This window comes from Trichormus variabilis 0441 (genome assembly GCF_009856605.1).
GTDB classification, from domain to species: domain Bacteria; phylum Cyanobacteriota; class Cyanobacteriia; order Cyanobacteriales; family Nostocaceae; genus Trichormus; species Trichormus variabilis.
The window spans coordinates 3,818,242-3,843,091 of the sequence record NZ_CP047242.1 but is presented as its reverse complement, the minus strand read 5'-3'; the positions used below and the strand labels follow the sequence as shown (position 1 = coordinate 3,843,091).

General features: G+C 42.1%; 22 protein-coding genes. 13 read left to right on the top strand and 9 right to left on the bottom strand.

Translation table 11 applies throughout. From position 1 onward, the window contains the following. Positions 1-55: 55 nt before the first annotated feature. Positions 56-532: a Tic20 family protein gene (locus GSQ19_RS15685; protein WP_011318866.1), complete on the top strand. Its 477-nt coding sequence runs from the start codon at positions 56-58 to the stop codon at positions 530-532. A gap of 2 nt (positions 533-534) precedes the next feature. Here the strand turns inward: GSQ19_RS15685 and GSQ19_RS15680 are convergent, their stop codons facing one another. Then, a complete protein-coding gene (locus GSQ19_RS15680; RefSeq protein WP_011318865.1) occupies positions 535-1,308 on the bottom strand; it encodes a fumarylacetoacetate hydrolase family protein in 774 nt (257 codons plus the stop codon). 174 nt (positions 1,309-1,482) lie between these two features. On the opposite strand from GSQ19_RS15680, the gene rpsF reads away from it, so the two are divergent. Together rpsF and GSQ19_RS15670 are read left to right on the top strand one after the other, a co-directional pair. Beyond that, positions 1,483-1,809 (top strand): 30S ribosomal protein S6, encoded by a 327-nt coding sequence (gene rpsF, locus GSQ19_RS15675; RefSeq protein ID WP_011318864.1) that lies wholly within the window; start codon positions 1,483-1,485, stop codon positions 1,807-1,809. Between the two features lie 266 nt (positions 1,810-2,075). Continuing rightward, on the top strand, positions 2,076-2,636 hold the full coding sequence (locus tag GSQ19_RS15670; RefSeq protein WP_011318863.1) for an Npun_F5560 family protein: 561 nt from the start codon (positions 2,076-2,078) through the stop codon (positions 2,634-2,636). Positions 2,637-3,233: 597 nt separating this feature from the next. Here the strand turns inward: GSQ19_RS15670 and GSQ19_RS15665 are convergent. Beyond that, positions 3,234-3,587 carry an STAS domain-containing protein gene (locus tag GSQ19_RS15665; protein ID WP_185478758.1) on the bottom strand — a complete coding sequence of 118 codons (354 nt, stop codon included), beginning with the start codon at positions 3,585-3,587 and terminating at the stop codon, positions 3,234-3,236. Between the two features lie 457 nt (positions 3,588-4,044). Between GSQ19_RS15665 and GSQ19_RS15660 the strand changes: the two genes are divergently transcribed. After that, a complete protein-coding gene (locus GSQ19_RS15660) occupies positions 4,045-4,674 on the top strand; it encodes a DedA family protein (RefSeq protein WP_011318861.1) in 630 nt (209 codons plus the stop codon). An 80-nt stretch (positions 4,675-4,754) separates the two neighbouring features. Here the strand turns inward: GSQ19_RS15660 and GSQ19_RS15655 are convergent, their stop codons facing one another. Further along, positions 4,755-5,957: an argininosuccinate synthase gene (locus GSQ19_RS15655; RefSeq protein WP_011318860.1), complete on the bottom strand. Its 1,203-nt coding sequence runs from the start codon at positions 5,955-5,957 to the stop codon at positions 4,755-4,757. A 278-nt stretch (positions 5,958-6,235) separates the two neighbouring features. Between GSQ19_RS15655 and GSQ19_RS15650 the strand changes: the two genes are divergently transcribed. Together GSQ19_RS15650 and GSQ19_RS15645 are read left to right on the top strand one after the other, a co-directional pair. Then, on the top strand, positions 6,236-6,793 hold the full coding sequence (locus tag GSQ19_RS15650) for a PEP-CTERM sorting domain-containing protein (RefSeq protein ID WP_011318859.1): 558 nt from the start codon (positions 6,236-6,238) through the stop codon (positions 6,791-6,793). Between the two features lie 327 nt (positions 6,794-7,120). Beyond that, positions 7,121-7,660 (top strand): PEP-CTERM sorting domain-containing protein, encoded by a 540-nt coding sequence (locus GSQ19_RS15645; RefSeq protein WP_011318858.1) that lies wholly within the window; start codon positions 7,121-7,123, stop codon positions 7,658-7,660. A 124-nt stretch (positions 7,661-7,784) separates the two neighbouring features. Here GSQ19_RS15645 and GSQ19_RS15640 read toward each other — a convergent pair whose 3' ends face one another. Continuing rightward, complete coding sequence (locus GSQ19_RS15640) at positions 7,785-9,965, bottom strand: PhoX family protein (RefSeq protein ID WP_011318857.1); 2,181 nt, start codon at positions 9,963-9,965, stop codon at positions 7,785-7,787. 448 nt (positions 9,966-10,413) lie between these two features. Here GSQ19_RS15640 and GSQ19_RS15635 point away from each other — a divergent pair, with 448 nt between their 5' ends. The 7 genes from GSQ19_RS15635 to recG all read left to right on the top strand — a co-directional run bounded on the left by GSQ19_RS15635 (position 10,414) and on the right by recG (position 19,370). Continuing rightward, complete coding sequence (locus GSQ19_RS15635; protein ID WP_011318856.1) at positions 10,414-11,382, top strand: glycosyltransferase family 2 protein; 969 nt, start codon at positions 10,414-10,416, stop codon at positions 11,380-11,382. A 245-nt stretch (positions 11,383-11,627) separates the two neighbouring features. Further along, positions 11,628-13,007: an AAA family ATPase gene (locus tag GSQ19_RS15630; protein WP_011318855.1), complete on the top strand. Its 1,380-nt coding sequence runs from the start codon at positions 11,628-11,630 to the stop codon at positions 13,005-13,007. Then, entirely contained in the window at positions 12,997-13,560 is a 564-nt protein-coding gene (locus tag GSQ19_RS15625) for a hypothetical protein (RefSeq protein WP_011318854.1), read from the top strand. Before GSQ19_RS15630 ends, GSQ19_RS15625 begins: the two co-directional genes overlap by 11 nt. A 129-nt stretch (positions 13,561-13,689) precedes the next feature. Beyond that, the gene (gene rpsB, locus GSQ19_RS15620) at positions 13,690-14,487 is read left to right on the top strand and encodes a 30S ribosomal protein S2 (protein ID WP_011318853.1); all 798 of its coding nucleotides are present in this window, start codon (positions 13,690-13,692) and stop codon (positions 14,485-14,487) included. A 319-nt stretch (positions 14,488-14,806) separates the two neighbouring features. Continuing rightward, positions 14,807-15,748 (top strand): translation elongation factor Ts, encoded by a 942-nt coding sequence (tsf, locus tag GSQ19_RS15615; RefSeq protein WP_011318852.1) that lies wholly within the window; start codon positions 14,807-14,809, stop codon positions 15,746-15,748. 215 nt (positions 15,749-15,963) lie between these two features. Beyond that, positions 15,964-16,806: a hypothetical protein gene (locus tag GSQ19_RS15610; RefSeq protein ID WP_011318851.1), complete on the top strand. Its 843-nt coding sequence runs from the start codon at positions 15,964-15,966 to the stop codon at positions 16,804-16,806. Between the two features lie 95 nt (positions 16,807-16,901). After that, positions 16,902-19,370, top strand: a complete 2,469-nt coding sequence (gene recG, locus GSQ19_RS15605) for an ATP-dependent DNA helicase RecG (RefSeq protein WP_011318850.1) — start codon at positions 16,902-16,904, stop codon at positions 19,368-19,370. 75 nt (positions 19,371-19,445) lie between these two features. On the opposite strand, the gene GSQ19_RS15600 is transcribed toward recG, so the two are convergent. The 5 genes from GSQ19_RS15600 to GSQ19_RS15580 all read right to left on the bottom strand — a co-directional run bounded on the left by GSQ19_RS15600 (position 19,446) and on the right by GSQ19_RS15580 (position 24,459). Beyond that, positions 19,446-19,967 carry a hypothetical protein gene (locus GSQ19_RS15600; protein ID WP_011318849.1) on the bottom strand — a complete coding sequence of 174 codons (522 nt, stop codon included), beginning with the start codon at positions 19,965-19,967 and terminating at the stop codon, positions 19,446-19,448. Positions 19,968-20,062: 95 nt separating this feature from the next. After that, the gene (locus GSQ19_RS15595; protein WP_011318848.1) at positions 20,063-21,595 is read right to left on the bottom strand and encodes a bifunctional aminoglycoside phosphotransferase/ATP-binding protein; all 1,533 of its coding nucleotides are present in this window, start codon (positions 21,593-21,595) and stop codon (positions 20,063-20,065) included. Positions 21,596-21,752: 157 nt separating this feature from the next. After that, positions 21,753-22,475, bottom strand: a complete 723-nt coding sequence (locus GSQ19_RS15590) for a dienelactone hydrolase family protein (protein ID WP_041456732.1) — start codon at positions 22,473-22,475, stop codon at positions 21,753-21,755. Positions 22,476-22,701: 226 nt separating this feature from the next. Continuing rightward, entirely contained in the window at positions 22,702-23,001 is a 300-nt protein-coding gene (rplY, locus tag GSQ19_RS15585; protein WP_011318846.1) for a 50S ribosomal protein L25, read from the bottom strand. A gap of 114 nt (positions 23,002-23,115) precedes the next feature. Continuing rightward, complete coding sequence (locus tag GSQ19_RS15580) at positions 23,116-24,459, bottom strand: adenylosuccinate synthase (protein ID WP_011318845.1); 1,344 nt, start codon at positions 24,457-24,459, stop codon at positions 23,116-23,118. Positions 24,460-24,850: the final 391 nt, after the last annotated feature.

The window sequence follows — 24,850 nt, the reverse complement described above, 5'->3', positions numbered from 1 at the left end:
CTGCGTTATCCTAAGCTCAAGTAGCTCATAAAATTTAGCCACAGGAGAACGCACGATGACATGGCGCGGGTCTACAACGATTAAAGATAGAATATTTGCTTGTTTACCTTACCTGCTTCCTCTAATTGAAGTATTTGTCTTTGGTGAGTTTTTGTTGAGACAGTTTCCAGTTTTGCAACTGCTGTTTCTGCCCCTCATTCCACTATTGAGAATTTATTACGGCGTTCGCTATGCCGGAATCATCATTTTCTTTGCCTTATGGTTATTGGTAGTGAGGAACGAAAAAATTAATCATTTTATTCGTTTCAACACCATGCAGGCCATATTGTTAGACATCATTATATTTTTGTTTAGCATCCTCACAGATGTAGTTGGATTAATTCCTACTGGTGGCTTTGCCATACAAACCTTATACACAACTATTTTCATCGGCATCATTGCTGCTGTGGTCTATTGTGTGGCTAACTCTTTGTTGGGACGTTACGCAGAAATTCCCGCCATTTCTGATGCTGTTTATATGCAGGTACGCTAGAGTTAATGGGCTGCTACGGTGTTTTCTAGGCGACCGATACCTTCAATTTCTACACGGATGCGATCGCCTTGTTGCAAAGCTCCTACACCCTCTGGCGTACCCGTTAAAATCACATCTCCGGGAAGCAATGTCATCACCTGACTGATATATGACACCAAAAAATCAGGGGCAAATACCATTTGATCAATTCCCGCCGATTGTACGGGATTAGCATCATCATTGAGAAAGGTCTGTAATCTTGCCCCTGGACTCAATTCGCGGACAATCCAAGGTCCCAATGGGCAGAAAGTATCAAAACCTTTAGCTCTTGTCCATTGCCCATCTTTTCGCTGTAAATCCCGCGCTGTCACATCATTGGCAATGGTATAACCCCAAATTTTAGTTTGGGCTTCCTCTGGTGTACAGTTACAAGTGCGATCGCCAATGATCAAGGCTAATTCTCCTTCATAATCCACTCGTTGCGACTGGAGAGGATATTTAATCTCTGTCTCCGAGGCAATAATCGTTGTTGGTGGCTTCAGGAAAATTAGTGGTTCACTTGGAACTGACGTTCCCATTTCGGCTGCATGATCTGCATAATTTTTGCCCACTGCGACAATTTTAGAAGGAGCGCAGGGAGCCAAAATTTGATAATGATCTGGTTCTAAAATTAGGTCTGTGGGTTGTCCATGCAGCCACGGTGGAGCATCTAGAACCTGCACATTGAAAGACAGTTGTAGCAACCCATAGTAAATCTTACCTTCCCGATTTTGAACTCGCACGTAGCGCTGCGCCATAACTTTGATGAATATCCTTGATATTTCGGCGGATTGAGATGATGATTCAAATTGAAAACTGGTAAGATTATAGTTCCTTGTTGCTCAGATGTTGATTGATGCAAGTAGTTATTATCAAACTATTGTATAAATTAGTACGAGCAGCCAGCTTGTCCAAAAGGAGACTTAGTAACAATGTCCACAGTTTACGAAACCTTATACATCCTACGTCCTGACCTGACAGATGAACAGGTGGAACTAGCGATCGCCAAATATCAAAACCTGCTGCAAGAACAAGGCGCAACTGATATCGAAGTGCAGAATCGGGGTAAGCGCCGTCTAGCCTATGAAATCAAGAAGCAGCGTGATGGTTTCTACGTGCAGTTTAACTACAATGCACCAGGAAAAGCGATCGCTATTTTAGAACGTGCTATGCGGTTGAGCGAAGAAGTAATTCGCTACTTAACAGTTAAGCAAGAAGTAACAAAAGAAAAAGAAGACAAAGTTGCTGTCACCGCTTAATATAGTCTCTAACTAATCTATACTGGGTGTTGGGTTGTCATAACTCAATACTCAGTAAGAGTCTGTGGAGCAGGGAGCGAAGAAAACAATAACAGCAATCTTTAGTCCCCCAATCCCCAGTCCCTAATTCCTTTTACAAAAAATTTTACCTTTTGGCTTTTTTTTGATTTAGTTGGGAATGCTAGATTAACAAGTACTTGTCAAAAGCAGTACTATTGCAGTTAGACATAAGGTTCGACATTCGTCAATGGGAACTGTAAGCCACCGTGATCCAAACTGACACACCCAACATCCAATCTCTATCGACAGAAGTATCGCAGCTGCGTCAAGAACTACAGCTTCGAGATCAACTAGTACAACAGCTATCTCAAGAACTATTTAGGCTAGTCAAGGGCAATACTAATTTTATGCCCCAACGCTTAGAGTCTGAGTATGATTTAAGCCAGTTACAAGCGTTAAGAGAGCAATTACAAGCTGTTGAACAACAAGTAACATTTTATCAAGAGCAGATTACATCTCGTGACACGGAAATTTACCAACTGCGTCAGTCTGTACAAGAACTCACAGACCGTAGTCGGATGTTGGAGCAAGTAGTGCAGGAACTACCGCAAATTTACCGTCGTAAGTTTGAAGAACGTATGGCTCCCGTCAGAGAAAAAGTCGCAGTTCTACAAAGAGAAAACCGTCAGTTGCAAGCAGAACTCCAAAGTGTGAGTTATCGTCTAGCACTCAAAACCCGTACCTCTAGCCACAGTGGTATTGATTTACCTAACTTCCCACGTCCAACATCGGGACAAGCTAATATTCCTAGCGTACAGAACGCGTGATTTTGTAGTGATTTAACTTAGTTCAATACTAAAGAGTAGATTTTGCTCCCCTATCTTTTTCTAAATACTTATCATTAAAGGTCTATCAAGTAGACTGTGATTTTGTGGGGGGAAAACGTTTTTCCGCGCTAAATTTAAATATATATCAGCTAATTTTTTAATATTTTCGGCACTATCATAGACAGTTAAAACTTTCTTGATATGTAGGGTTTATCATAAAATTAACAATCATATACGCGGTGCAGTATGGGTAGCAAAGAAGCTTAATACTAACTTTGACTGTTTCCCACTGCATCCGCCTTGAAAAGCTACTCCAAATAAATAACTGATGAGAGATTAGAAGACCAGAAGTTATGGGTTAGAAATTGTCACTTGACATTAAAAACAAGCTTTTTCCAGTTTGATTCGGTGCGGCTTTGCTGATGGCAAAGTATGTACTGGTACTTCTGTGATTGGAAGATGTGAGATTACGTTTACTCGTAGGTTTTGCTCTCCGGCGATAGGTGCGATTACAGGCAATGGCGGATAAATATGGCTAATAGCTGGATGTTACCACTTAATATTGACATTGCCATACATCTATCGTATTTTTATAGATTAGCTTACTAAAGCAAAACTACTATCGTTGACGAGTGTTAAGATTTCCTCGTAGCTATCAAAAATTTCAAATACAGAGTCTAGCTGAGTCAGTTCCAAAATCAATCGGACTGGAGTTTGTACGTTGCATAGTATCAAGCGACAACCAAGTTGGCGCGCTGAAGTAAGTCCTTTTACTAGTGAAACTAATCCGGAGCTATCCATAAAATCTACCTCCGCTAAATCAAGTACCCAAAGTTGATGCGGTTGAGACCCTGCCTGAGTCATCTGTTCAGTCAAAGCCAAGCCACCTTGCAAATCTATACTGCCTTGGGGCTTAAACAAAACTACTTGTGGTTCTTGAGTGAGTGTCATAAATTTAACTAAGTAAATTGCAAGCTCAACAAAAGCAAGAAACGACATTCATACTGGTTAAGTCTTATCTGCGAGTTTTGCTCTACTCGCATAAGCAGAGTGTAGCAATCATGCAGTTGACCAGTTATCCGTCAGTATTCATGCCGTATAATTTGTGTTAACTTTTCTCAATATAGGCACAAACGCCTAAGGATTTCGGTATCAATCGTATCTTTTACACAATTTTTATATTTTTCCGTGGTTTTTATAAATTTTTCATAATTAAAAAGTTGATTTATCGCTGTAATTGTGCATTTGTGCTAATAACTGCTGACTATTTGATTGTCAATACTGAATAAGTAATAAATATAATAGATTTGATCTGATCTTATCTCCAAAAGCAGCTTGATTGACACCCCAGCCATAAACGAGCCAAGATAAACTATATGGTAAAAAATTGTAAAGACGGCGGTGCGGGATGTCTCTTGAGCTGATTTCACTAGAAAACATTCAGGAGTTTGCCCATCAGTACGGTTACTGGGCTATTTTCTTAGGAATTTTACTAGAAAATTTGGGTCTTCCCATCCCCGGTGAAACCGTAACTCTAGTGGGTGGCTTTTTGGCTGGCAGTGATGAATTGAGTTACTGGCTGGTTCTCGGTGTCGCCGTTGCTGGAGCCGTAATTGGCGCTAATTGCGGCTACTGGATTGGTAAACTAGGCGGCTGGCCTTTCTTGCTGCAAATAGGGAAAATTTTTCGGATATCTGAAGAAAAACTCTTAAATATCAAAGAACAATTTAGTCAAAATGCTGCTAAAGCTGTATTTTTTGGCCGCTTTTTTGCGTTATTAAGAATTTTTGCGGCACCATTGGCTGGTATAGCTGAAATGCCTTTTGGAAGATTCTTTGCTTACAACGTAGCCGGAGCAACTGCTTGGGCTAGCCTGATGGTGACATTAGCCTTTTTTGCAGGTAAGGTTATATCCCTTGAACAGTTGGTAGCTTGGGTCAGTCAATTTGCAATTTTAGCTGTAGCCATACTTGCGGCATTGATTCTTGTACCTATATGGTTGGAATCGCGCCAGGTTAAACGCGCGGCTGGGGAATAGGGAGTGGGTATTTGTGATTGGGGAATGGGATTCAGAGATGTGAATCTTACTCCCTATCCCTACTCCCTCATCCCTCGTTTTTAACCTCTATCCTGCTGCGCCCAGATACGAGTTGGTAATCCCCAAACGTAAATGAAGCCTTCGGCGGCTTTGTGGTCAAATTGGTCTTCAGCGCCGTAAGTTGCTAAGTCGGGGGTGTAGAGTGAACTATCGCTCCAGCGTCCGACTATGGTGGCGTTACCTTTGAATAGTTTCACTCTGACAATTCCTGATACCCGTTCTTGAGTCTTTTGAATAAAGGCATCTAAAGCGGCTTTCAGGGGACTGTACCACAAGCCGTTGTAAACTATTTGGCTGTAGGTCTCTTCAATACCTCGTTTGTAGTGGCTAACATCGGCGGTTAATGTCAGGCTTTCTAGGTCTCTGTGGGCTTGAATTAGCACCAACATTGCCGGAGATTCGTAAATCTCTCGTGATTTGATTCCCACTAATCGGTTTTCAATCATATCGATGCGTCCGACACCGTGACTACCAACTAGTTGATTTAGTTCTTGGATGAGCGCTACAGGGTCTTTGGGTGTACCGTTGATAGTCGTGGGAAGACCTTGAGTAAATCCTATTTCAATGTATTCTGGCTCATTTGGGGTGTCGGCGATCGCCTTTGTCATCTCATAAATTTCTTCTGGTGGCTCAAATTTGGGATCTTCCAGCGCACCAGCTTCAATACTGCGACCAAGTAAATTCTTATCAATGCTGTAAGGTGAAGACTTTTTCACAGGTGAGGGAATGCCAAACTTTTCACCGTAGGCGATGGTTGCTTCCCGACTCATACCCCATTCCCGTGCGGGGGCGAGGATCTTCAATTTAGGATTGAGAGCAGTACAAGAGACATCAAACCGCACCTGATCATTACCTTTACCTGTACAACCATGTGCGATCGCATCAGCACCGTATTTTTCTGCTGCTTCGACCAATATCTTCGCAATCAACGGACGGGCTAAGGCAGTTCCTAGCGGATAGCGATTTTCATAGAGGGCGTTGGCCTGTATCGCGGGAAAAGCATAATCTTTAATAAAACTTTCTTTGACATCCGCTACGAGGGATTCACTTGCACCCGATTTTAGTGCTTTTTCTCGGATTGGTTCTAATTCATCTCCCTGGCCTAAATCTGCTGCTAGGGTAATTACCTCTTCTACTCCCCACTCTTGTTTTAGGTAGGGAATGCAAACGGAGGTATCTACTCCACCAGAATATGCCAGAACAACCTTTTTGGCGCGACCCATTGCTTTCTCCAGTTAGGAAAACAAATAATGAGTCATTATTATATCTAACTACACCGTGTATATTTTCTTTGTGCAACAACTGATAGGGTAATTAACCAGGGTGATCAATCATCATTCGCTGACATAACAAGCTTTGTGCAAATATTCAACTAGTGAGTTATGGTCATGCTGCTTAACCATTTATTCTATTGTTTTTAACCTCTTGTCGTTGGTTCAAAGCTTATTTATGTGAGTGAAACCGCCACAATATTCACTTTTTAGCTTTGGAGTTGTTTCTGATGAAGTTAAGCAAAAATTTTGGCATTGCTACTTTTGCGATCGCTATTTCTTTAGCTGCTATTGAAGCTAAACCAACACAAGCTGCCATAGTTAATTATAATTTCGCTGTGAATGCTACTGCTGGGGATAATCCAGGGGTATACGTTGGGTCTTTTAGTTTTGATGACTCGAACTTAAATGGTATTGGCGAAGAGAGTCTGGATGTTAGCAATGGACTATTATCTGTAGTGTTTGATTACTTGGGTACTCAATACACAGAAATGGATGATTTTGATTATCCAACCGGAGTAGCACCGTTAGTTAGCTTTCAAGATGGCAAACTTTTAGGACTTAGCTATTTAGTTGAAGACCAGTTTTTTATTGGTGGTGACTTAGATAATCCATATACAGGGGGTAATCAGTTTTACAGTATTGTGAGCGCTGATTTATTATCTGCTAATGAAGTGGGTACAGTCAGTTACTCTAAAGTACCAGAACCCTTAACTATTTTCGGGACAGCGATCGCCACTTTTGTCGGTTTGTGGTCAAACCGCCAGAAAAAAACTACCCATATTTAAAAGCTATGCAGTATTTCCTGTGTAAAGCTTGTTATTTCCTGGATAATATAGTACACTTGTACTGACAAAAATCCTGATTGAATCACTCCCCACTTCAACAGTGGGGTTTTTATTTTGAGTGAAGGGATAAGAGTTAAGAAACAGGGAAAAGAATATCTTACTCGTAACTCAGTACTCAGAACTTTATCATATTACCGTAATTTCACGGTTATGCTATTTGTATTTAACCCTGGGTTTGATATTCCTTAACCTCTTGTGATCATTTGAAGGCTTATTAAGTGTAATTGCGTAACTATTCTTCACTTTTTAAGCTTGGAGCATTTTTTCATGAAATTAGCTAAAGGTTTAGGTATTGCAACTATTGCGGCAATTTCTGTTGCTGCTGTTGGTGTTCAACCAACACAAGCGGCAATAGTTAATTACAATTTCATCGTTGATGCTACATCTGGCAGCAATCCAGGTCAGTATTTCGGTTCACTTAAATACGATGACTCGTTCTTAACTGGTTTAGGGCTGGAGACATTGGGAGTTGAGAATGGGTTAGAAGTTAAATTCAACTACTTAGGTAATACCTATACAGAAGAAGATGATGAATTCTATGATTTATACCCGATAGTTAGCTTTAACGACGGTAAACTTTTGGGACTCAGTTATTTTGTTGCAGACAAGTTTTTCATCGGCAATGAAAATAATCTCGATGTAGGCGGAAATATATTTTATGAAATTGACGGATCAGTATTTGCCACAGAAGCGGGTACTGTCAGCTACAGTCAAGTACCAGAACCCTTTGCAGTTAGTGGTATAGCGATCGCTGGTACAGTGGGATTATTTATGAAGCGTAAGAAAAAAGCCACAGTAGCAAGCTAGAAACCATTTTTCTGAATATTGCTAGCCGGGCAGGTGTGTACCTGTCTTTTTTATCAAAATATAAAAATGTAGAGGCGCTGTAATACAACGTCTCTACATAGTTAATTAATCAAAAAAATGTAAATTACAGACCGCCAATCACGCCACCGTCATTACGGGTAATCACTACAGTTGATGAACGTGGGCGACCAGAAGGCCCATAACCTTGGCTATAAGGCCAGTTACTGGTCTGGGTGGGATTTGAAGGAGGCGCACCTTCACCTGGGTGCTGGATATTGATGAACATTGCTTTGCCATCAGGTGTGCTAGTAATACCAGTCACTTCACAATCCGTTGGGCTGGTTAAGAAACGCCTAACTTGCTTAGTATTGGGATCTGCACAGGACATAGTGTTTCCACCAATTTTTTGCCAATCACCGCGACCGTCACCAGCTTGGTCAGTCTGAATCCACAAGCGACCGAAGTCGTCGAACCAAAGACCATCGGGTGCGCCGAGGTCGTCGCCTTTAATGTTGCCTTGTAGATTTGCTTCAGGTCTGGTCTTGTCACCAGCTTCAATAAAAATATCCCATTTAAAGGTGGTAGCTGTGACCCTTTGTCCATCTTCACGCCAGCGAATAATATGGCCATAAAGGTTGTCAGGACGAGGGTTAGCGGCATCTACAGGAGGACGTGCGCTAGCTGCCGTTGTTGTACCGTTGGGATTGTTGGAAGAAGGTGGAGTTGAGCCACGACGGTTATTGTTGGTCAATGTGCAGTAGACCTCAATTTCCTTATATCCACCAATGCGAGGGCGTACAGCAGTCCATTCTGGTCTATCCATCATGGTTGCGCCGACTCGATCTGCTGCCTGACGTGTCTTGACCAATACTTCAGCCTGACTTCTAAAACCATTCTCTGGTGTCAGACCATTTTGACCGTAGACCAAAGGTATCCACTGACCAGTACCGTTGTCATTAAACTTGGCTACGTACAGAATACCATTGTCGAGTAAATCGCGGTTAGCAGCACGATTTCCAGGGTTATAAGGCTGGGCGCAAACGAACTTATAGATATACTCGTTACGTTCATCATCACCCATATAGAAAGCAGCACGGTTATTGTCATCAATAACTACTTGAGCGCTTTCATGTTTGAACCGACCAAGGGCAGTACGCTTGACTGGTGTGCTTTGAGGGTCGTAAGGATCAATTTCCACCACCCAGCCGAACAAATGGGGTTCTAATGGGTTGGTTTGGGCATTGAAGCGAGGATCAACATCAGGCCAGCGATAGCTAGACTGGCTAGGAATGCCGTAACGTCTCTGTCCGACTAAGATATCAGACTTATCTATCCCAGGAATTGACTCCACGTCAGATGTAGAGTTGGCAGCCAAGGTAGGGTTAGCAAAGTAACCATTCCAATTTTCCTCACAGGTTAGATAAGTACCCCAAGGTGTGTAGCCATTAGCGCAGTTGTTGAGTGTACCGTATGCGGTGTAACCGTCGTTTGTGCCAATCTCAACCGAGCCATTTGGGGTGATGTTAAACTTCTTCGACTGTAACAACACATCACCAGCAGCAGGCCCGGAAACCCGCATCTGAGTGTTAGCAGTAACACGGCGACCATAAGGCGAATTGCGATTGTAAGTCCAGTCATTACCATTCTTGGTTATCTCCACAACAGAAACACCATGAGCAGCCTGAGACTTACGCACCTTCTGAATTGTCACTGGAGTCAGACCTTCGGAACCATGCAGAATTTCTTCATGGGTATATTCGTGGTTGACGCACAACAAGCCAGTGTTGATTGGCTGATTTAAAAAGCTTCTTAATGATCTTGCTTGTGAACTGACTGTCCGACCAACAGGGTTTCCATAGGATATTGGGAAGTAGTGCATACCATCAGCGTGCATACCAAACTGCTTTTCTTGGGCAGCCGCATCCTGGGAAGCATCTGCTAGCCAAGTTGGGCCACCAGGCGCGATTGGATCACCCCAAGCAACCAATACTTTGGCTGTGTAACCTTCGGGAACACTGACAAGATCCTTTTCTAGTTTTCCTGTAGCAGGATTAAGTAGATTCGGGGGAATGCTCTTGAACCCAATACCGGCAAATCCAGTTCCCTTGGGAATTGGAGCGGCTTGAACACTTTGGAGAAAACCACCAATAGAAACTTCACCTACAACAGTTAATACTGACGCACTAGCAGCTGTAAAGATAAACTTACGGCGACTCATGCTCATACGGTCAATTACATCACGAATTGACTCGTTACTAGATGGGTTGATAGTTTGATTATTTTTAGGGTGAAAGCGTCCTTTCATTCTGAGTACTCCAATTAAAGTTCACAAATGTTGCTATTTATTTCATTGCTTGATAGCAAGAATGGTTGAGTAAATAAAAACTCTACAGATTTACATAGAACACTCAGAAACAGCTTGATTAATCGTGTATTTTTAACGGCAAAAGTCCGTAGTCAATACAGGAGAGGCAAGCGTAGATTCCTGTAGTTACGACATTTTCCAAGCTTTTAGTGAATTTAAGTAACCAGTGTTAACGTCAGGTTATATATTGATTAATGGGAATTTATTAATAGGGATTATTTGAGCAAAAATATATTTTTTTATGAAAATTACTGCTTTAGTAATGAAGATATATCCCCATATTTAAAATAAGATTTCAGTAGCTTCAGCAGCATCCATGAGGCAAGTATCTCCGTAACCAGAGTCAGTTAAGGAACAGTCGGAAGTACCACACTGTCCTATCCTGGAGATGGGTAGTACTGTTGTGGGTGAGACTGTGTTTATTAGTGTTGTGATACCGACTTACAATCGCCAGCCGATTTTAGAAAAATGCCTCCGCGCGCTAGAGGCGCAACAACTCAGCGCATCGACTGTAATTAACGAATATGAAATCGTTTTAGTCGATGATGGTTCGACAGATGGCACATTAGACTGGTTAACAACACACAAAGAAGAGTTTCCCCATGTGCGCTGGTTCGAGCAAGATCATGCAGGCCCGGCGGCCGCACGGAACTTGGGCGTAGAACAGGCGCAAGGAGACATCATTATATTTATAGATAGTGATTTAGTAGTCCTGGAAAATTTCCTGCAAGCTCATGCAGATGCGTTATTACAAGGACAAGAGAAATTGGGGAGCGATCGCTTTTTTACATACGGTGCAGTAATTAATACTTGTAATTTCGATAATCCCACGGCTGAACCTTATAAAATCACCGACTTTTCCGCCGCTTTTTTCGCTACAGGTAATGTCGCCATCCCTAAGCATTGGCTAGAACAAGCTGGACTCTTTGATACTGGCTTTCAACTCTACGGTTGGGAAGATTTAGAGTTAGGTGTCAGACTCAAAAACCTGGGACTACAACTCATTAAATGTCCTGCGGCTGTAGGCTATCATTGGCATCCACCATTTAATTTAGAACAAGTACCCAACTTAATCGAGAAAGAAATTCAACGGGGACGTATGGGTGTTTTGTTCTACCAAAAGCATCCCACCTGGGAAGTGCGGATGATGATTCAAATGACATGGTTACATCGTTTACTGTGGGGGATTCTTTCACTTAATGGGGCATTGAATGAAAAAACAATGGCTCCCCTATTGCAGTGGTTAATTAAGTCAGGTAAACCCCAGTTAGCTTTGGAAATCGCGCGAATTTTCCTCAACTGGTACAACGTTAAGGGTGTCTATCAAGCGTATTCCCAGATGCAGAAGATGTCTTAAATATTGGCGTTGCTGATAAAAAAATTAATTTGCCTCACGCAAAGACGAACTCGCTGCAAGGCTTTCCCGCAGGGCAGACGCAAAGTTACAAAGCTGTAGGGTAGGCATTGCCCACCACAACTATATTTCCAACATTGATATTAATACCATAGTTGTTGATTTTGAAGCGATCGCAGCGTCAATAGTATATTTCTAATAGTAGAGGGATAATTAAAATAACAAAATAAACCTAAGAGAGTGCAGTTATGAGTTCGTCTCATTCTAAGAATGGTAATGAAAACGAAACAGCTAAAGGAATAACAAGAATTTCTGTCAGTGGTTATAAGTCACTTTATGATGAATGCAGCATAGAAATACGTCCATTAACAATTCTTGCAGGTGCTAATAGTTCGGGCAAGTCAAGCATTATACAACCTTTATTGTTGATGAAACAAACTCTAGAGGCAACTTATGACCCTGGGGCTTTGTTACTTAATGGAGCTAATGTCAAGTTTACATCAGCAGAACAATTAATCTCTCATCTACCCGGTAAAGAACGTATTCAGAGGTTTGTAATTGGTATAGAGATAGAACATAATCAATCTGTTAAAAATATCTTTACTAAGTTCCCTAGACAACCGATTGACTTACAGGAAATGATAGTTGAGAAAAATGATAGTAAAGTTTCACTGTCAACTGATACATTACCAGCAGATGTAGTTAATATTCTACCTAAGCAATATTTGGATTTTTATAAATCAATTCAAGACACAGACTTAAAAGGAAAATTCTTTTTTATAATTTCCAGAAATCGTTGTTTTTTAGAGTTTGAATTATATGATTTCATAAATCAAAAAAAGCTTAGTTCTCAAAGTTTTTTGTTTAATTATATCACTCCCGATCATACAGAATTATTTGGCAGACAAATAAGAAAAATTATACATATACCGGGATTACGCGGGAATCCAGAACGGAACTATAAAACTACTGCTGTAGGTGATGCCTTTCCGGGTACATTTGATAACTATGTTGCTAGTATTATTCATCGCTGGCAAAGACCTAGAGATAAACGTCTTCAAGAATTGAATAATGCGCTTGTGTCTCTTGGTCTAACTAGTAAAGTACAAGCTAAACAACTTGATGATACACAAGTAGAGCTTAGAGTTGCTCGTCTTACTAGAAATTCTGACAATGAAAAGGATATGGTCAGTATTGCTGATGTTGGCTTTGGTGTGTCTCAGACTTTACCAGTTTTAGTCGCCTTACTTGTAGCAGAACCAGGACAATTAGTTTATATTGAACAACCAGAAATACACTTACATCCCCGCGCTCAAGTTGCTATGGCAGAAATTTTAGCTAACGCAGCAAAACGAGGTGTAAAAATAGTTGTAGAAACACATAGCGACAGATTAATTTTAGCAACTCAATCTTTAGTTGCTGAAGGCAATTTATCCCCAGATTTAGTTAAATTACACTGGTTTACACGTCAAGAAGATGGTATAACAAAAATCAATAGTGCTGACTTAGATGAAACAGGTGCTTTTGGAGATTGGCCAGAAGATTTTGGTGACGTATCTCTACAATTAGAAAACCGTTATTTAAGTGCTGCGGAAGCTCGATTAATTCAAGGTACACATGGCGGATAAAATAAGTAAGCGTCTAGTCATAGATGCTTCTGTGGCACGTTCGGCTGGAGGTGAAGAATCTACTTATCCAACTTCAGTACATTGTCGAGAATTTTTGATAGCTGTTTTAAATATCTGTCATAAAATTGTTATGACAGACGATATAAAAAATGAATGGAACAGGCATAAATCCGCTTTCTCGCGTAAATGGCTTATACAAATGTATTCTAAAAAAAAGGTTCATTATTTAAATATATCAATAGATGATAATTTATGGAAACAAGTAGAAAGTATAGCTGCCAGTATCAGCAATAAAAGAATAGAAGAAATGACAAAAGATTTATGCTTAATTGAAGCAGCAAACGCTACAGATAGAATTGTCGTGTCATTAGATGACAATACCGCTAGAAAATTTTTTGGTGAGGCATCGGCTAGAATTGATGAACTAAAAAACATTGTCTGGGTAAATCCAGATAAAGTAGAGGCAGAACAGCCGATCGCATGGTTAAAAGATGGTGCAGTGGTAGAAAGCGATCGCCTACTAGCAAATTACCAAAACGAACGTATAGGTTGACATAGTTGGTTGACCTGTGTGTTACCCTAGTATGGCTAACCAAATTCCGCACATCTGGGAATTCGGGTGTTTCCTGGTGAGGAAATACACCCAGGTGGAGGTTTAACCCGAATAGGAGTTATAAAATATATGCCAGTAGTTTCATTGGCTCAAATGATGGAGTCTGGGGTTCACTTTGGGCATCAAACCCGACGTTGGAACCCAAAAATGTCTCCTTACATTTACACCTCTCGCAATGGTGTACATATCATCGACTTGGTGCAGACAGCCCACTTGATGGATGAGGCTTATAACTATATGCGATCGCAAGCCGAACAAGGGAAGAAATTTCTCTTCGTCGGTACGAAGCGGCAAGCAGCAGGGATTATCGCTCAGGAAGCTGCTCGTTGTGGTTCCCACTACATTAACCAGCGTTGGTTGGGTGGAATGCTCACCAACTGGGCAACCATCAAAACCAGAGTAGATCGCCTCAAAGACTTAGAACGTCGGGAAGAAAGCGGCGCTTTAGATTTACTGCCGAAAAAAGAAGCATCCATGCTACGGCGGGAACTGGCGAAACTACAAAAATACTTGGGTGGCATTAAAACAATGCGGAAAGTCCCCGATGTAGTGGTAATTGTAGACCAACGCCGGGAGTACAACGCAGTTCAAGAATGCCAAAAACTCAGCATCCCCATTGTGTCCATGTTGGATACAAACTGTGATCCAGACGTAGTAGATATCCCCATACCAGCAAATGACGATGCTATCAGATCAATTAAGCTGATAGTGGGTAAATTGGCGGATGCTATTTATGAAGGCCGTCATGGTCAGCTGGATGTAGAAGAAGAGTACGAAGATTACGAAGGCGCTGAGGACGATTACGAATACGATGAAACCGAGTACACTGACTCGGTGATTCCCGACGACGAAGAGGAAGCAGAATAAGCCAAATTGTAGGATGGAAGATGAAGTTTACCAGCTCACGCTTCATATTTCATCCTTCAGGCTTGAGATTTCATCGCTTTTTCTTCCCCAGCCCTGAGTAAGATAGAAATACTCAACACACTTGTATGGTGCTGGGTATGATCCCAAAATAAATGTTGAAAAAATTCAGCACAAAATGGCTGGTTTTGCAACTAAAACAACGGGAGTAAAAAGTACGTACTGTTGTTTAAGTACTTTTACTTGGCATACAGCACTATATAACTCAGCACTGTTTCAGTGAGCGATTACAACTCAAGGTCAAGTTAGGAATTGAGGCAACATGGCGGAAATATCTGCAAAACTCGTCCAAGAGCTACGCCAAAAGACTGGTGCTGGCATGATGGACTGCAAAAAAGCGCTGAAAGAAACTGAAGGCGATGTCGAACAAGCCATAGATTGGCTACGTAAAAAAGGTATCGCTTCTGCGGGTAAAAAAAGCGATCGCATTGCGGCAGAAGGTCTAGTAGACACCTACATTCAACCCGGTGGTAAGGTGGGTGTACTGATAGAAGTTAACTGCCAGACAGATTTTGTCGCCCGTAACGATGCTTTTAAAACTCTAGTTAAAAACTTAGCTCAACAAGCAGCAACAGCCGATAGTGTTGAGTCTTTGCTAGCTCAACCCTACATTGAAGATGCTAACCTCACTGTAGATGAAGCCATCAAGCAAACTATTGCTAACTTGGGTGAAAATATCCAGGTACGGCGCTTCATCAACTTTGCACTCACAGATAAGACAGGAGTTGTAGACAGCTACATTCACACCGGCGGTAGAGTTGGTGTGTTAGTTGAATTAAACTCTCAATCTGAGGCTGGTGCTGCTAACGAAGAAGTGCAGAATTTAGCAAGAAACGCAGCTATGCAGGTTGCAGCTTGTCCCAACGTTGAGTATGTCAGCGTCGAGCAAATCCCTGCTGAAGTTGTCCAGAGAGAAAAAGACGTTGAATCTGGTAAAGAAGACATAGCAAATAAACCAGAAAACATTAGAGAAAAAATTGTTCAAGGACGGATTGAAAAACGCCTGAAAGAACTAACTCTAGTTGATCAGCCTTATATTCGCGATCAAAGTATTTCTGTAGAAGACTTGGTGAAACAAGTTAAGGCTAAAGCGGGTGAAGAAGTTGAAATCATCCGTTTTGTCCGCTACATACTGGGTGAAGGCATCGAAAAGCAAGAAAGCAACTTTGCTGAAGAAGTCGCCGCCCAAATGGGTGTGAAGTAATTAATTAGTCATTAGTCATTAGTCACTAGTCATTAGTCATTATTTATGAGTTTTTTGACTGTGGACTGTGGGCTTTTGACTTTTATGCAGCAGGTCAAGCAAATAGCCTGGCCTGCATTTTATTAATTCAGATATATTAAATTTTCTCGCTAGTTATTTTAAAATAATTGCGTACATTTGTACCATGAATAGGTTCAGGTGGACAAATACAAGATATGGGAAGAGCAATTGAGCGAATTGAGCAGGATATTGCGGCTTTGCAAGAAGCGATACAAGCGATCGCCTCAGAACTCCATAGCGCTTATGCTAGTTATCTAGGTGTTTTGGGTCAAGCATTAGGTAAACAGTTAATTCTGGCAAGTTACCATTTGTGTACACAAGGGTATCCCGAAAACTTTTTGAAGTTGTCGTTAAATCAACGGCAGCAATTACAACAAGGCATCCGCAAACTGGGTAAGCAGGCGGCGGAAAGATTACTAATCCAGCTGATGAGTCCGGAAATTGAGGGAGATGGGGAAGATGAGGAAGATGAGGAAGATGCAGAAGTAGGAGAAGAGGAGGCGCTAACATCTGCGGCTGAAGTCTCTCAGGTTTATGTATTAGATACTTCTAATCCTGTAGTGCTGGCAAAGTGGCAACAGTATATAGAAGAAGAAACCCAACGGACACTGAGAAAAGTTTCTCATGAAACTAATGTTTTGCTGCAAAAAGCTCAGGTTTTGCCCCAAAAATTACCAGAACCCATTTTAGAGGCGGCTGCTGCTGCATCGGAAGCTTCTGCGGAAATGATGCCAGGCCCACCTAACCTTTTAAACTTGGTGATTGAAATTGAAAATGAGCAAGATGAAGAAGAATCCAGCCTAACGCAAATTACGACAGTTAATTTGAGGTTGGGAGAAATAGAGTTTGCTGACCCCACCCTTTCCTCTAGTCGTAAGCAAATTCGCCATGTATTAGGAAAGCTCAACCAGTTAGGTAGAGAATATCAAAAAAAACAACGAGAACGTTCAATTGCGGAAGCTGAAGCCGCATGGCGTTCCAGTTGGTATGAGGATTAGTTAGTTGTCGGTTGTCAGTTGTTATTAGCATTGGTCATAATACTGACTCTGATTGTATTGATTTTGAATTTTGAATTCCCCTTAGGGGTTGACTAATGAGCAATGACCAACCAGATTGGATAAGACTGCATAAAGCCTTAGCCGTAGAAGCAGAACACGGCTTTACAGACTTGCTAGGTAAGCAATACCGCTTTAGTGAATTTCTCAGCTTGACTTTTGGGAAATTCCCGATGGTTTTACCTGCAATTGAACGTCGTCGTTGGCAAGAATTGGCAGAGAAGTTTGCTAACTATCCCAATTTGGTACAGAAAGAAAGACAACACCTTATAGCGGAAACGCGTAGGTATCTTTATCAACTGCAAAAAGAGCAAGAAGAACCTAAGGAAGCGCAAGCAACTAGTTATAAATCAAAACTTCCTAATGCTACCCCGGTTGTAGCGGAGGTGAGTCGGAGGTTAGCTCCGAAAATTGACCAGAAACTCAGTGATTTACCAGAAATAGGCATTCGCAAAGCAGATAAATTAGCGGCTTTGCGTTTGTATACAGTGCGCGACTTGCTTTTTTACTATCCCCGTGACCATATCGACTATGCGCGTCAGGTAAATATCCGCGAGTTGGAAGCGGGTGAGACAGTGACCATAGTAGCCACGGTGAAAAAGTGTAATTGTTTTACTAGCCCCAAGAATCAAAAATTATCGATTTTAGAGTTAATACTTAAAGATAATACAGGTCAAATTAAAATCAGTCGTTTCTCTGCGGGGGCGCGGTTTACCAGTCGCGCTTGGCAGGAAAGTTTAAAACGCCGTTATCCTGTGGGTAGTGTGTTGGCTGCTTGTGGGTTAGTGAAAGGGACTAAATACGGCTTGACCCTGGATAACCCCGAATTGGAAGTTTTAGCGAACCCTGGAGATACTATTGAGTCCTTGACAATGGGGCGGGTAGTGCCGATTTACAGCCTCACCGAGGGAGTAATGGCTAGTATGGTGAGACAGGCGGTACTGGCGGCTTTACCTGCGGCGGTGCATTTGAAAGACCCATTACCTAAAGGTTTGCGGGAAAAGTATGGTTTGATGGAATTGAAGGATGCGATCGCTAACATCCATTTTCCTGATGAAAGTGCTACCCTACAAGTTGCCCGTCGTCGCCTCGTTTTTGATGAATTTTTCTACCTACAACTTGGTTTATTGCAACGTCAGCAGCAAGCCAAAGCGATTCAAACTAGCGCCATCCTGGCTCCCAAAGGTCAGTTAATCGAAAATTTCTACGAAATACTCCCATTCCAACTCACTGGCGCACAGCAACGAGTCCTGAACGACATCCTCAACGACTTGCAAAAATCCACACCGATGAATCGTCTGGTACAGGGTGATGTGGGTTCAGGTAAAACTGTGGTAGCAGTGGTAGCAATTTTAGCCGCCATTCAATCCGGCTACCAAGCTGCCCTCATGGCTCCTACGGAAGTATTAGCAGAACAGCATTACCGAAAGTTAGTTAGCTGGTTTAACCTGTTGCATTTACCCGTGGAATTACTTACAGGTTCAACCAAAACTGTTAAAAGAAGACAAATACATTCCCAACTAGAAACAGGTGAATTACCTTTGTTGGTGGGAACCCACGCCTTGATTCAAGACCCGGTAAACTTCCAACGCTTGGGTTTAGTTGTCATTGATGAACAGCACCGCTTTGGGGTCAAACAACGGGCGCTGTTGCAGCAAAAAGGCGAACAACCCCATGTATTAACTATGACAGCTACACCCATTCCTCGGACATTGGCATTAACCATACACGGGGATATGAACGTCAGTCAAATTGATGAGTTACCACCAGGACGACAAAAGATTCAAACGACCATGTTAAGTGGTCAACAACGTCCTCAAGCTTACGACCTCATCCGCCGGGAAATTGCCCAAGGTAGACAAACTTATGTAGTCTTGCCATTGGTAGAAGAATCAGAGAAACTAGATTTGCGATCGGCTGTAGAAGAACACCAAAAGTTACAAGAGAGCGTTTTTCCAGAGTTTCAAGTCGGTTTGCTGCATGGTCGCATGAGTTCGGCGGAAAAAGACGAAGCGATTACCAAATTCCGCGATAATGAAACGCAGATTCTTGTATCTACAACTGTTGTTGAAGTTGGTGTAGATGTACCAAATGCAACAGTGATGCTCATTGAAAATGCAGAAAGATTTGGTTTGTCGCAACTGCACCAATTACGCGGGCGTGTGGGTCGAGGTGCAGCTCAGTCTTACTGTTTATTGATGAGTAGTTCTAGAAGTCCTGACGCTCAACAACGCCTGAAAGTATTAGAACAGTCTCAAGACGGCTTTTTCATCTCCGAAATGGATATGCGTTTTCGCGGGCCGGGTGAGGTGTTAGGAACAAGGCAATCTGGTGTGCCTGATTTTACCTTAGCAAGTTTAGTAGAAGATGAAGAAGTTTTATTATTAGCCAGACAAGCCGCCGAGAAAGTGATAGAAATAGATGTGAGTTTAGAGCGCTGGCCTTTAATGAAAGCAGAGTTGAAATATCGCTATGAACGCTTGATGGGTGGAGCAATTTTAACCTGATAAACTCAGCGCTCACAATAGTGATTGATCCTTACCAATTACCAATTACCAATTACCAACCCCCACAGATATTATTCACTCTTCGTCATTATTTCGATTATTCCCCCACAATAAAAACCCAAAATTTCTACCAGAACGACGGTAACGCCGAACGGGTCTTCTTGTTTGTCGCTTGGTGATTCTGTCGCTCGACTCTTCACTCACAACTTCTTGTGAAGCATTCACAGGTAATTGAGTTTTCGTTTCTTCTTTGCTTCGCCACCAAGCAATAATCCAGCCTCCCCCAACAGCACCTATTCCACCCAGTAAAATACTCATGGGTGCAGGATATCCTAATAATCCAAACCCTAGCAAGAAAAATAACCAGTATTTTAATCCAGCATCAATACCATCAGAAGAAGCGACAACAGGCGCTTGAGGACTACTTTTAGTAGAATTAGTAAACCAGCCTAAGGCGAAACCACCAATAATTCCCAGAAAAATACTCAAAGATGGTGGCGAACCTGTTGTGATTAAAATAAATATTAAAAATGCCCCAAATATTAACTGCGACAGGAATTCGGGAGTGAAATTGAATAAGTTGTTATTGTTAGCCATAAATGAACTAGGGGTGTAGGGGTGTAGGGGTGTAGGGGTGTAGGGGTAACGTTTTTAACCTACACTTGTTTCCCCATAAATAAGCTTTCGGTAAATTACCGATTACCAATTACGTGTGGTGGTTGAGTTGTGTCCCAAGTTTGCACGTAAGGTTTTTCTTGGTCGGTAAAGGGTTCAGTTTGCTGGAGTTGGGAAGATAACAAATCAACTGTAGCATCGGCAATATCGCCTGTACGCTTTATTAGGCGTTCTTGTATAACTTCTATGGGTGCTGTGCAGTGAATAATCTGGAGGGGGAGGTGATGTTTTTCGGCTTGAGCGATCGCCTCTTGGCGTAAATTTTGTTTATCATATTTAGCATCCAAAATTACTGTGTAACCTTGATTAGCTAGTATAGTCCCCAAGTTTAATAACCTTGCATAGGTTTTCTGGGTCATTTCGGGTGTATACAAGTCATCACCACCACGTTCCCACAGAGAAATTCCCCCCAAGTGTTTGCGGACTGCATCTGAGCGAATTTGAATTGCATCTAGTTGACGGGCTAAATATTTTGCAGTCGTACTCTTCCCAGAACCAGATAACCCGGACATTAAGATAAGTTTTCCTTGTTTGGGTTTGGTATATTCCCACGCCAGTTTGTAGTATGTAGAGGCTGTTTTCGTCGCTTCTTCCTTCACCGTCGCGGGGACGCTGGGGTCATCCAATAAAAATGAAGTTACTTTAGCTCGCACATAAGATTGACGATTTAAGTATATGGGTAGCACTTCTAACCCTTCCCAGTCGCCAGTCTGCTCTAGATAGGTATTCAAATATGCGTTACTCAGGTCTGGGCGTTGCTGTGCATCCAAATCCATCACCGCATAGGCGACATCGAACATGACATCAACAAAGCGGAAAGGTTCGTTAAATTCAATACAATCAAACAGAAGAATTTTATCTTGCCATAGACAGATATTTCTCAGGTGTAAGTCTCCATGACATTCCCGAATATAGTTATTTTGGATTCGGCGCTGGAATAATTCTTGTTTTTCTGCGAAAAAACGCTCGGTGTAGGCTTTAGTTTCGTCAAATTGCAACTGTGTTTGGGGTCCACCGATATATTTCTCAGTTTGCTGATAATTTTCATCAAATGCAGCCTGCACTTGAGGAACTTCTCCAAAACTGCGAATATAATCATTCGTCTCAGTTTTAGCATGGTATTGAGCCACGACCTTGCCTAATTCTTCTAGGTGTGACTCAGTGAGTTTACCTTGGGCAAAAAGTTCACTGAATAAGCCATCCTGGGGAAACTGGCGCATCTTCAGCACATACTCGACAGCCTCACCAGTTCCCCCTAGAGTATATTGCTCACCTACCAAACTGATTGGTAAAACTTCTAAATATAATTCAGCTGCTCCTCGTTGATTCAAGCGCAGTTCTTCCTGACAAAAATGTTGTCGCTTTTCTAAAGTGGAGAAATCCAAAAAGCCAAAATTCACTGGTTTTTTTAGTTTATAGGCATACTCTCCTGTGAGTAACACAGAAGAAACATGAGTCTGAATTAGTTGAATAGGTTCTGTTACTTCATGAGGATAAAATCCTGGTTGTAACATCTGCTGAATTAAGGGTGGGAGAGTCGTTTCTGTCATAGAAATTTTAAATTAACCTGAGTTCAGGATATGCTGAAACCTTGATTATGGTACTTTTTTTAGGAGAGTAAAAGCCTCAACGTCGAACTCACAAGCATTTGATGAAGATTTTATTTAAAAACTTCCACAAAAGGCGATCGCTTATTGTAAGTAGCAGTTAGACAGACTTTTGTAAATGTCTGTGGAAGAACTGTGTCAGCTCATTCCATGAGTCTTCGGCTGCTGAACGGTTATAGGAAGAACGCTCATGGCAGAAAAAACCATGATCAGCATCAGGATAAACCTTCAATGTGTATTCCTTACTAAGTTCCTGGAACCGAGTCTCAATTTGCTGAACACGTTCAAGTGGAATAAATGGATCGACACCACCGTAAAATAAGTATATGGGTACTGAGATGTTTGTTATCGCTTCTATCCAATCATCCAGAACCATTCCGTAGAAGGAAGCTACCGCCGCAATTTCGTTTGAAAATTTGCAAGCGCTGAGAAAAGACAGACCACCACCCAAGCAAAACCCAGTCACGCCAATCTTTTCTGGGAATACATAAGGCTGTAACTTGAGATAAGCGATCGCTGCTCTAATATCCTCCTCAATTGGTTTACCGAAGTCAAGGCGGTACATCATCGCCATAGCTTGCTCAACTTCTTCATATCCAAACTTGTTGTTTGTCAATTCACGATAGTACAAATCTGGAGTCAGAACTACGTAGCCTTCGTTAGCAATTCGAGCTGCTACATCCTGAATGTGAGAAGTTAAGCCAAATGCTTCCATTAAAAGAATTACGGCTGGCTTTTGTCCATGTTCACAAGGCTGATACAAGAACGCAGGCATTTGTCCATCAGGCGTAGAAATTTCCACCTCTGTTTTTTCAATTTGCACTTTATTGCTCCTGCCTATTTGATTTACTAACATTTTCACTTAACGATTAAAATCGCGGTTTGGTGCAAGATGTCCGTTTAAGTACTATCGTAAGATACGGGATTGAGACTTAATCTGTCTAAAAAAGTTGAGAAAGGCAAACAACAAAAAACCAGGGTTTTAACCCTGGCTTATCAGCAATTATCACAAACTTTAAATGGCAAGTAAGACAAATTTTGCACTTGCTTTAGCCTTTGGCAGTGGCAAGGAAGCTGATGTGATACGGTGTACCTTTGGCTGGATGTATCTGAACTTCTTGAAGAACGGTTTTACCAGTCCATTCCAGTTCAGGAATATTGAGTTCGATTTCTGTTTTTTTAACAGCAGCTGCTTTGAGTAATCTTTCAACTACTTTGGCATCAACTACCAAAGAAATTGATTCTCTACCGTTGTGTCCGTACAAATTAGCGGGGATAAATCCAGAGCGGCGCAAAGCTTTAGGCTTGCTGCCTTCTGGGCGTTTTTTAGTTTCGACTGTCAGAGCCATATTAGTTTAATTGTCGGTTGTTAGTTGTTAGAGACGCGATTAATCGCGTCTGTACATTTGTCTGTTGTCACAAAACTCTGGACTCTGGACTTTTGACTTAGTACTTAGTACTGATTATGCACTCAACAAAGAGGCGGGAGTACCATCGGGGTGCAGCAAGGCACGTTTTGGCCCGTGGATAGGGTCTTCAACGATGATAGTTTGATCGCGGCTTGCGCCTAAAGAAACGATCGCAATTGGGACTTCCATCAATTCTGCGAGGAATTTTAGATAGTCCAGTGCTTGTTGGGGTAAGTCTTCCAGGGTGCGACATTCGCTTGTTGGCACTTGCCAGCCTGGGAGGGTTTTGTAAATAGGACGACACCGGGCAAACTGACGAGCGCTAGTTGGGAAATGGTCGCAGCGATCGCCGTCTATTTCATAGGCTATACAAACTTGAATTTCCTCTAACTCGTCAAGGACATCCAGTTTGGTGATAGCCATACAATCCATGCCGTTAATTCGCACAGCGTAGCGACCGATAACCGCATCAAACCAACCACAGCGACGCTTACGTCCGGTAGTGGTGCCAAATTCTGCCCCGCGATCGCACAATAATTCCCCTAACTCCCCATCCAGTTCGGTAGGGAATGGGCCTTCTCCGACTCGTGTTGTGTAGGCTTTGGAAACCCCAATTACCCGATCTATCATTGTCGGGCCTAGACCTGTACCTACGCAAGCCCCCCCAGCTACGGGGTTGGAAGAAGTGACATAGGGATAAGTCCCATGATCCAAGTCTAAGAGCGTACCTTGTGCGCCTTCAAACAATATGTTACGCCGCCGTTGAATGGCATCATATATCTTTAAAGATGTATCAACAACGTGAGGTCTCAAACGTTCTGCATACCCTAAATATTCTTTGACGACCTCTTCAGTATCTAGAGGTGGCAGGTTATACAGCTTTTCTAAAATGAGGTTCTTATTATTTATTGTCCATGCCAACTGGTCGCGGAGGGCCGCCGGGTCCATCAAGTCTAATACCCTGATACCTGTGCGCTCGGATTTATCAGCGTAGGTAGGGCCAATCCCTCGACCAGTGGTTCCAATTTTATGGCTTCCGCGTCGCTCTTCTGATGCCTTGTCAATTAGCCGATGATAGGGCATGGTGACATGGGCTGTTTCAGAGATGAGCAGATTTTTAGTAGAAATATTTAAACTTTCTAATTGGTCGAGTTCTTTTATCAAAACTTGTGGATCGATGACCGTCCCACAGCCGATCATACATTCCGTATCGGGGTACAAAATACCAGAGGGAATCAAATGCAGTTTAAAGGTCTGACCTTTGACTACAATTGTGTGTCCAGCATTGACACCCCCTTGATAGCGTACTACCACATCTGCGGAGCGGCTGAGTAAGTCAGTTATTTTACCTTTTCCTTCATCGCCCCATTGAGCGCCTATTACAATGACGTTAGCCAAGTGTTTATTTTATTGAGGTAAAGTTTCCACAAAGAACCATTATCAACATAGTCTGCGACAAATGTCAATAGTTTTTAGTGATTTTTTCTGCTGCACTAGGTCACAATGACTGGAAAGCTTATACCAATTCTCTATGAAGTTGCGCCAAATAAGTAGAGACGTTGCACGCAACGTCTCTACAGTAAAGAATAAAGTGCATCTATGGCTACGCCAGGCAAGCTACATCAAGAAACGGTATGACCCCAATTACGACAAATCACAGACCAAGTCTGCCTATTTAGGCTGAGTTTATCGCGTAGATCGCCCATTTTGAAGAGAAGAGAGCGATCGCTTAATAGATTAAGGCTTACCCATGAAAACGAAAGATCAATGGTTTGGAGAAGGGTATAGG

Excerpts from the sequence above, each read along its gene's own strand:
- GSQ19_RS15685 (WP_011318866.1), top strand. The coding sequence starts at position 56 with ATGACATGGCGCGGGTCTACAACGATTAAAGATAGAATATTTGCTTGT.
- GSQ19_RS15680 (WP_011318865.1), bottom strand. The coding sequence starts at position 1,308 with ATGGCGCAGCGCTACGTGCGAGTTCAAAATCGGGAAGGTAAGATTTAC.
- rpsF (WP_011318864.1), top strand. The coding sequence starts at position 1,483 with ATGTCCACAGTTTACGAAACCTTATACATCCTACGTCCTGACCTGACA.
- GSQ19_RS15665 (WP_185478758.1), bottom strand. The coding sequence starts at position 3,587 with ATGACACTCACTCAAGAACCACAAGTAGTTTTGTTTAAGCCCCAAGGC.
- GSQ19_RS15660 (WP_011318861.1), top strand. The coding sequence starts at position 4,045 with ATGTCTCTTGAGCTGATTTCACTAGAAAACATTCAGGAGTTTGCCCAT.
- GSQ19_RS15655 (WP_011318860.1), bottom strand. The coding sequence starts at position 5,957 with ATGGGTCGCGCCAAAAAGGTTGTTCTGGCATATTCTGGTGGAGTAGAT.
- GSQ19_RS15650 (WP_011318859.1), top strand. The coding sequence starts at position 6,236 with ATGAAGTTAAGCAAAAATTTTGGCATTGCTACTTTTGCGATCGCTATT.
- GSQ19_RS15645 (WP_011318858.1), top strand. The coding sequence starts at position 7,121 with ATGAAATTAGCTAAAGGTTTAGGTATTGCAACTATTGCGGCAATTTCT.
- GSQ19_RS15640 (WP_011318857.1), bottom strand. The coding sequence starts at position 9,965 with ATGAAAGGACGCTTTCACCCTAAAAATAATCAAACTATCAACCCATCT.
- GSQ19_RS15635 (WP_011318856.1), top strand. The coding sequence starts at position 10,414 with ATGGGTAGTACTGTTGTGGGTGAGACTGTGTTTATTAGTGTTGTGATA.
- GSQ19_RS15630 (WP_011318855.1), top strand. The coding sequence starts at position 11,628 with ATGAGTTCGTCTCATTCTAAGAATGGTAATGAAAACGAAACAGCTAAA.
- GSQ19_RS15625 (WP_011318854.1), top strand. The coding sequence starts at position 12,997 with ATGGCGGATAAAATAAGTAAGCGTCTAGTCATAGATGCTTCTGTGGCA.
- rpsB (WP_011318853.1), top strand. The coding sequence starts at position 13,690 with ATGCCAGTAGTTTCATTGGCTCAAATGATGGAGTCTGGGGTTCACTTT.
- tsf (WP_011318852.1), top strand. The coding sequence starts at position 14,807 with ATGGCGGAAATATCTGCAAAACTCGTCCAAGAGCTACGCCAAAAGACT.
- GSQ19_RS15610 (WP_011318851.1), top strand. The coding sequence starts at position 15,964 with ATGGGAAGAGCAATTGAGCGAATTGAGCAGGATATTGCGGCTTTGCAA.
- recG (WP_011318850.1), top strand. The coding sequence starts at position 16,902 with ATGAGCAATGACCAACCAGATTGGATAAGACTGCATAAAGCCTTAGCC.
- GSQ19_RS15600 (WP_011318849.1), bottom strand. The coding sequence starts at position 19,967 with ATGGCTAACAATAACAACTTATTCAATTTCACTCCCGAATTCCTGTCG.
- GSQ19_RS15595 (WP_011318848.1), bottom strand. The coding sequence starts at position 21,595 with ATGACAGAAACGACTCTCCCACCCTTAATTCAGCAGATGTTACAACCA.
- rplY (WP_011318846.1), bottom strand. The coding sequence starts at position 23,001 with ATGGCTCTGACAGTCGAAACTAAAAAACGCCCAGAAGGCAGCAAGCCT.